Here is a 7,823-nt window from a genome sequence, read left to right on the forward strand (position 1 = left end):
AGCCAAAGATATGATTTTCTGGCTGTATCTGTGGTAGATATAAAATAGGTATAGTAAGTATTATTACTATTAATGATGTAATTTATATTATAGAAAAATATACTACCGAAGATATTTATGTCTTGGGTGGTAGTGTGTAGTCGAGGGACAAAGACTATGTTTCAGTTGAAGAAGAATTCAGAAGTCAGAATGGGCTAAACCTTAGCTATCCGCTAATAGGAGCGGAGCCGGAAACGTTTCCTGTCAACTACTGTCAGAATCAAGACGCTCTCTACGAAACGCTGCGCGTAGCTACCCGCAGGGGTACGCGGACTCGCTAACGCTTCTCAGTCGGGGATTCAAACCCGCGACTGATTGATGACCACCAAATTTCCTTGTTTTGTGGGGGTCTTAAACCCATTTATTCATCTGCTCGCGAACTCGCTCTAAGCGTTGGCGAACAGCGTCTCTAAGAGTTGCTATGACGTAGGCTTTACGCTCCGCTATCCGCTTTTTCGGTCAGAATCAATTCTGATTCCTGAATTCTGTTTCGATAAATTTACTGGAAATTGCTCGGTAACGGGTTGAAAGATAATGTTCAGATGACAAGCCGCTTTGCGTCTACGCAGGGTCATTATTGGGAGGAATGTTAGGTAATATCGCTACTGGCTAGGGTTATTTCCTGCAAATGACTAACTTTTACAATTCTGATTCCGTCTTTGGAGCAATAATTTCGCCAGTACCTAATTCCAGGATTAAATCCTGCTCAGTAATCAATCCACTAAGTTCCTTCACTTGTAAATTCATTTCTTCACAAGCTTGTCTGAGTTCTCGCGCAAATTTGTTGAGGTCTTGACCATAGCCACATTGATAAGCAGCAGTTTCAATTCCTTGCTTGGCATTTGCTCTAGCACAATCTACTAGTTCTGTGCCTTGCAGTGGTGTAGGAGATGCCATAGACGTAGTTATTATTTTTTAAATGTTTGCTGCTAAATACATTATCAATATTTTTAAATTGACTCATCCCTCCAATGGAAGACCATGAGGGTAGAGTTAGGACTGAGAAGTTAAAAGTTATAAATTAATAATATATCAGTTATAACTTTTAATTTCTAATTCCTAAGTCTTAACTTTTTTACTTATCCATTTACAACATCTCCACCATTGACATGTAACACTTGCCCAGAGACATAAGAAGCATCATCAGAGGCTAAATATACGTAGCTAGGTGCAACTTCTTCTGGTTGTCCGGCTCGTTGCATTGGTACTTGTTTTCCAAAAGTTTCAACTTTTTCTTCGGGAAAAGTTGAAGGAATTAGAGGTGTCCAAATCGGTCCTGGCGCGACAGCATTAACGCGAATTCCTTTGGACATCAAATTTTGTGATAAGGAGCGAGTGAAGGTAACGATCGCACCTTTTGTGGAGGAATAATCTAATAGTTGTGAGCTACCTTTATAAGCTGTTACCGATGTAGTATTGATGATAGAACTGCCTGCTTGTAAATGCTTGAGTGCAGCTTTAGTCATGAAAAACATCGAGAATATATTAGTGCGGAAAGTGCGCTCTAGTTGTTCTTTGGTGATTTCCTCGATACTTTCTTTCGGATGTTGTTCGGCGGCGTTGTTGATGAGAATATCCAATTTGCCAAACTCACCAACTGTTTGTTGGATAGCTTGCTGACAAAAAGTTTCATCCCCAATATCCCCTGCAATGGTTACTGCACGGCGGCCTTGTTTTTCTACCAAATGTTTTGTTTCTTTGGCATCGTCGTGTTCGTTGAGGTAAAGAATCGCCACATCTGCACCTTCTTTAGCAAATGCGATCGCTACAGCACGACCAATACCACTATCAGCACCCGTAATTAATGCCACTTTATCTTGTAGCTTGGCACTACCCCGATACTCGGCATCATCTGCTTTGGGTTTTGGTGTCATTTCTGATTCAACACCTGGCGGTTTTTGTTGTGCAGGTTGTGATTTTTTCTCTTTTAATTTAGGCATAGGTTTTGTCTCACTAATTTAATTTTGAATGTAATTAGGTATTAGGCATTTGGGAGAAGTGACAGGTGATAGGGAATAATCTGTACCCAATTCTTTTCTTCTGTCCGCATTTCCTATTTCAAAAGTAAACCTTGGATCGAGAATTCAACCCAAGGTTTATTTTTTGCTTTGGTTCCCATCTATTAGCCATTTGCAATTTTAGGCATTTATACCCCGAATGCTTACCAAAGGTACTTATTGGTGGCAATTATTATATGCGGGTGACATTATTTATGCTCACATTTGACTACGAAATAAAAAGTATACAAGTCTTATGCGATGAAGCGTTTATCGCTCTCTTCTGCTTTAAAGTTAACTATTGTGTAGCTGTAATTTATCGCTCCATAGAGGTAAAAAAGCTGAATTTTGCTCAACCTTAAGACGTAGAATAACTTAAATGCATGAGATTTCCTGAATTAATATATAAATCATTTCTATCAGATAAACAATTGAGCTATTTTTGCTAAATGAAAATAAAGATTATAGTTTCTCACTTCCCGATCGCAAAATACCTACTCTTATGGCATAAAATTTAGTTAATGTTAATATTTATTTAGGTTGATATCTATATAGCTGAATTCTTGTAGAGTAAATTAGCTGCAAAAGTACTTGACTATAATCCCCAAATTAATAGCCCAAAAGCCTACGTGGTGCGCTACATTGAGATAATTAGAGGGTAGGGGTTATGGCAATAATAGATATTTCTGAATTAGAGCAGGTTGAAAAGTTTCACCACTTACAATTAACCTTAAGCGATCGCTGGAAAACGATCGAGTCATTTGACAATAGTGAAGCGGATATTTTAATTATTCCCTCCCTAAGTCTCGATCGGCGCGAACTCCAAAAGATCGAAGGCTGCGAGCATTATGAAGAAAGATTACTATTCTCCTTAATTCGATTGCAGAATCCCCGGACTCGGCTGGTTTATGTAACATCAGTACCCTTGCATCCGAGTATCATTGATTATTATCTGCAACTGTTGCCAGGAATTCCTTTTTCTCATGCTCGCAATCGCTTGCTGCTACTTTCTACTTATGATTCCTCCCTTAAGCCTCTGAGCCAAAAGATTTTAGAACGTCCTCGCTTGCTAGAGCGGATTCATCAATCTTTGAGGCTAGACAAATCGTTTATGATCTGCTACAACTCTTCGCACTGGGAAGGCGAATTGTCTGTAAAATTGGGTGTACCACTGTATGCTGCTGCACCAGATTTACAAATTTGGGGGACAAAAAGTGGCAGTCGGCAAATCTTCGCTGAAAGCGGAGTACCGCATCCAGATGGTACCGAAAAAATTTGGAACCACACAGATTTGGCAGAAGCTACCAGTGATTTGTGGGAACGACAACCGACATTAAAACGGTTAGTGGTGAAACTCAACGAAGGCATTTCGGGAGAGGGGAATGCATTGTTGGATCTTAGACCAATTGAGAATTTAGCACCAGGTAAAGGGACTCATGCCCAAAGGGTAGAGGCAATTAGCGATCGCTTTTCAACAATGCGCTTTCAAGCAAAACAAGAGACTTGGGATAATTTTTCGGGAAGAATTCCGGAATTAGGGGCAATCACTGAAGCATTTGTGGAAGGGGAAATTAAGCGATCGCCCAGCGTCCAAGGACGCATTACACCCACCGGCGAAGTGGAAATCCTTTCAACCCACGACCAAATTCTTGGAGGCCCAGACGGTCAAATTTATCTTGGTTGTCGCTTTCCCGCCGATGAAAGCTATCGATTGGAATTACAGCAATTGGGGCTACAAGTTGGCAAAAAGCTAGCAGAAAAAGGCACTTTAGAGCGATTTGGCGTAGATTTTATCGCCGTTGACAAGGGTAACGGAGAGTGGGATATTCAGGCGATTGAAATTAACCTGCGTAAAGGCGGTACAACTCATCCATTCATGACTCTGAAATTATTAACGAATGGTCGTTATGACCTTTCCACAGGTTTATTTTATAGTCAGCAAGGTCGTCCTAAATACTACATCGCCACTGATAATCTCCAAAAAGAGCGCTATCAGGGATTATTGCCTAATGATTTGATGGATATCATCGCTCACCACCGACTGCACTTCGACAGTGGTACAGAAACGGGCACAGTATTTCATCTTATGGGTTGCCTTTCGCAGTTTGGCAAGTTGGGATTAACCAGTATTGGTGATTCCCCACAACAAGCACAAGATATTTATAACAAAGTTGTCAAAGTTCTTGATGAAGAAACCCGCAGCGAAAATCATGATTTCTCGGCATTTTCAGATTATTCTTTTCCCGTCGCTTGGGATGAACATAGTTAAGGAATCTACTTAGGAACGTGGATTAAATAAAGTGTAAAAGTAGGATGTGTTAGCAAGGAGAGGACGGCACCATTCTCCGTTCCATCAGAATTGCAGGTTATTAAGTTTGCATTCTTATTGTGTTAGCTAGCCTTCCACTTCCAGGTAGCCCAGCACATTTTTACTTCCTTCTGGGGTTGAGGGATCTTTTCTGCGTAAGTCCTAATAATTACGGATTACGGATTTTTAAAGTTCTGTGTTTGTAACGGACTATGGATAGTAAAACGATTAGCAATACAAGCGCTTTGATCGTTGATGGTTCCACTACTTTCTTCACTTCTATAGGAGGTTTAGGAGTAACATTGCATGGAATCTCAATTATCTGTGTGTGATTGGAACCATTACCATTGGTAGTCAAATCGCATTCACCTTTGTTGGTGAGAGACAAAGGTGGTGGAACTGGAGAAATAGGGGGTGGAACTGGAGTAACAGATGGTGGAACTGGAGAAACAGCTGCTTGAGCTGAAGAACTATCGCCATTAAGTAATAAAAGCAGGATTAAAGCAAGACCCCCAGCTCCGATTATTGGCCAGAGTGGGAAGGAATCAGAACTGTCTGGTACTAAGACATCTCCCCCAGTCCCAGGGAAAGTATCAAGGGCTATTTCTTCTCCGTCCAACGGTAGTGGAGTGTCACTCAGCAATATATCGCCTGGGATATCTTCTCCTAAGAGCTGATTAAATTCTTGTGGGATTGCGTTGTTGGGTCGTCCGAGTTCCCCACCCTCTTCGGAGTATGGATAGGATAGTAGTTCAAAAATCCTTTTTTGGAGTTGGTTTTGATCTCCAGAATTCAACGCATCTAGGCCTGTAGAGAGTTTATTTAAATAAAAATTCGTCATTTCTGGTGACAGACCCAGAGATTCAATCTGTTCTTTGATGTTGGAAATTTTTGAGGCCTCTTCAAACAACAGTCGTCCGTATGAGAATTTCAAGTCTAGTAATCCATTACGAAGGCTGACTGGATTATTGACTCCTGAGTATGGTGCCCAGTAGAACTGGTTGGTTACAAGTCCAAGTCCCTCTACTGGATTGCGACCAATACCTTGTCCCAGAAGGTATTGAGAGCTATCCATGATGGCGGGGGATTCGTTTCTCCAAAATGAGGCGAAAGGCACCGAATAGAGATTGGGATTGTTACCGTAAAAGCTCGCAAAATTCTGGAAGTTTTTCTCCCCACCGGCTGCTCGGATCAAGAGGTTTTCATAGCTATTCCCGCCGTTTAACTCTACTAATCGTTGGATTACCGCTCCAGTTTTATTGCAAGTCAGGCCAAATCCCACATCACATCCAGGAATGACTCGCATCTGGCTCAAATTCTGGTTATTGATTTGGTACTGAAGATACTCAGACTCCAGTCCTTGTTGGATACCATAGCGGCCAATATTGAGCTGTGCAAAAGCAGACTGACATGTAGTGAGTACTACTGCAACAGATGAAAACGCGATGCTTGCAAAACGAACCGCTTTCGACACCGCAATTCTTTGAAAAATTGATTTAGGCAAAATGCACCTCCAGAAAACTACAGCAATTTAATTGGGCATGGGGCGAATGGCACTTAGTTAAGCTGAAGAGTATGCAGCGTAAGGATTGCAGAGGGGCAGGGGGCAAGGGTGCAGAGCGGAATTTCTAAATATCCGAACGCAATACCTAAAACTTCTTCTTTCTCCCCTGCTCCCCTGCTCCTCTGCTCCTCTGCAATCCTTACGCTGCTCCCCTGCTCCTCTGCACCCAAGAGCCTCAACGATTTTCCCTTTATAAGCGTGCCATTCGGGCATGGGGCATTGGTTCATCTCCCCCAATCCCCAATCCCAATTCAACTCTTAGGTAAAGAAATGTTGATCGTGATTCCGGTACCTTTGAGATTTCCTGATGAGAGTGTGTGATACAAGACCAATGCCCGGTTTGGCTGGTCGAAAAGAAACCCACGACGCGTAGGTTTGATCTTCCCTTCCTTTACTAAGGAAACGAAGGCTTCTAAATATCTACGTATGCCTTGACGGTTCTCTTGACTAGCATTCAGATGATGCTCAATCAGCATCATAAAGAAGTCTAAGCTCCGATTTTCCTGCCCTTGAATCAGACTACCCTCATCTAGAAAAGAACTTGCGATTAGCCTGCCATCAACTTGTTTAACCTTAAACATAGTGAAGTAACGCCCTTCTTTTTTAGGATCGTTCGCATAACAGATCCAAGAACCGTCTTTATTTTGTGTAAAACCCTGTTCCGCAAGGTAAGAAAGCAAAGAACTATTTGCCTTATTCTGTGGTGGAGGTAACAATTCCTCAATGGGATCTAAAGAGCAAATCCTGTGGGTTGTTTTTGTTTTCTGTTGAGAAATAATAGGAGTCTCTTGGGTAGGGACGCGCAAGGGTTTGTCATCAGACATTGCCATGCTAGACATCGCAGCCAATGCAGATACTTGCAGAACGATCGCACCAAACAAACGAACAATGATATTCATGGTTTTCCTGTTACTTTTGCTTATGTTGTCAATAATCAAGTTGTTACTAAATCAGGATTGATCTAGCAGTCCTAAATCGTTTGTTAAATTTAAGTGTTTTCCTCATTTGGTCGAGGTCACTTAAGTTTTCACCAATCACATAGGTTTTATGTATAGCTAACTAAGTGTAAAGAGAATAAATATCTAAATAAAACATTGAATTTGGATGTTTTATTGACAAGCAAAGTTAGGCTTTTTGATACTTTCATGTATACAAAAAACAATTGACAGTGTTGTCAACACTTTTATATTTAGTGTCACCTAAATTTTTGCCATTCTTAAGAGGCTTTTATGCCTTCTTCGCTGGCTACTATGATTTCTAAAAAAGGCTTTGTTAGCTCTTTCGTATCTTAGATATAAGCAGACTTTCAAAAGCTCTATGCTTTGTACATTGGTGCTTTTGTTGATTTGTTGCTGGGTTGAATAATTTTTTGTTTTTTGAAGGTAGCACACCTAACTAGCTGTTTCAGCATGGTAATAATTTAATGTATAAAATAATATCTCCTGACAGTAAAATAATAGTACCATGAGCTTGGGACATACAACACTATTGTGGACAGTTGTCAAAGTTGTACACTGTAGATCGTCCTATATCTTCATTAAATTTCATAGCAAATAGTTGAGAGTCAAAGTCAATTTACTTAGATATCCCTAGTATTTTAAAATTTAGTACTCTTATTCTTAACTAGTTCTTTATTGTCTTAAATATAACTTATTGTTGACATACACACTGATGATAAATATATTCTGATTGCAGATAAGCTTGATTATCTAAACCTTAAGCTACAAGCGATCGCATCAAACTAAGTCAAATTAGATTACTATGTATAAAATTTACACTTTATCCAGATGTTGTCGCTATAAATTTTCTCAGCGTTTTAGACTCAAATTCCTTAATCTATATATTCTCACAACGAAAAAGTATCACTTAAATTTGCCCTGTAGATAGAGGAATATCCTGAGCCAAATTGGTATAC

General features: G+C 40.3%; 5 protein-coding genes. 1 reads left to right on the plus strand and 4 read right to left on the minus strand.

What is annotated here, in order from left to right; all coding sequences use genetic code 11:
• Positions 1-678: 678 nt before the first annotated feature.
• Both V7K42_RS01175 and V7K42_RS01180 read right to left on the minus strand, forming a co-directional pair.
• Entirely contained in the window at positions 679-936 is a 258-nt protein-coding gene (locus tag V7K42_RS01175; RefSeq protein WP_094344267.1) for a hypothetical protein, read from the minus strand.
• A 182-nt stretch (positions 937-1,118) separates the two neighbouring features.
• Positions 1,119-1,979 (minus strand): SDR family oxidoreductase, encoded by an 861-nt coding sequence (locus V7K42_RS01180; protein WP_334912757.1) that lies wholly within the window; start codon positions 1,977-1,979, stop codon positions 1,119-1,121.
• Between the two features lie 724 nt (positions 1,980-2,703).
• Between V7K42_RS01180 and V7K42_RS01185 the strand changes: the two genes are divergently transcribed.
• Positions 2,704-4,305, plus strand: a complete 1,602-nt coding sequence (locus V7K42_RS01185) for a peptide ligase PGM1-related protein (RefSeq protein WP_334912759.1) — start codon at positions 2,704-2,706, stop codon at positions 4,303-4,305.
• A gap of 208 nt (positions 4,306-4,513) precedes the next feature.
• Here V7K42_RS01185 and V7K42_RS01190 read toward each other — a convergent pair whose 3' ends face one another.
• Complete coding sequence (locus V7K42_RS01190) at positions 4,514-5,848, minus strand: hypothetical protein (protein WP_334912761.1); 1,335 nt, start codon at positions 5,846-5,848, stop codon at positions 4,514-4,516.
• A 311-nt stretch (positions 5,849-6,159) separates the two neighbouring features.
• Complete coding sequence (locus V7K42_RS01195) at positions 6,160-6,807, minus strand: hypothetical protein (RefSeq protein ID WP_334912763.1); 648 nt, start codon at positions 6,805-6,807, stop codon at positions 6,160-6,162.
• Between the last annotated feature and the right edge of the window lie 1,016 nt (positions 6,808-7,823).

The organism is Nostoc sp. (assembly GCF_036917455.1).
Lineage (GTDB): Bacteria > Cyanobacteriota > Cyanobacteriia > Cyanobacteriales > Nostocaceae > Nostoc.

Bases quoted from the DNA above. Each gene is read 5' to 3' on its own strand.
- V7K42_RS01175 (WP_094344267.1), bottom strand. From the start codon at position 936: ATGGCATCTCCTACACCACTGCAAGGCACAGAACTAGTAGATTGTGCT.
- V7K42_RS01180 (WP_334912757.1), bottom strand. From the start codon at position 1,979: ATGCCTAAATTAAAAGAGAAAAAATCACAACCTGCACAACAAAAACCG.
- V7K42_RS01185 (WP_334912759.1), top strand. From the start codon at position 2,704: ATGGCAATAATAGATATTTCTGAATTAGAGCAGGTTGAAAAGTTTCAC.
- V7K42_RS01195 (WP_334912763.1), bottom strand. From the start codon at position 6,807: ATGAATATCATTGTTCGTTTGTTTGGTGCGATCGTTCTGCAAGTATCT.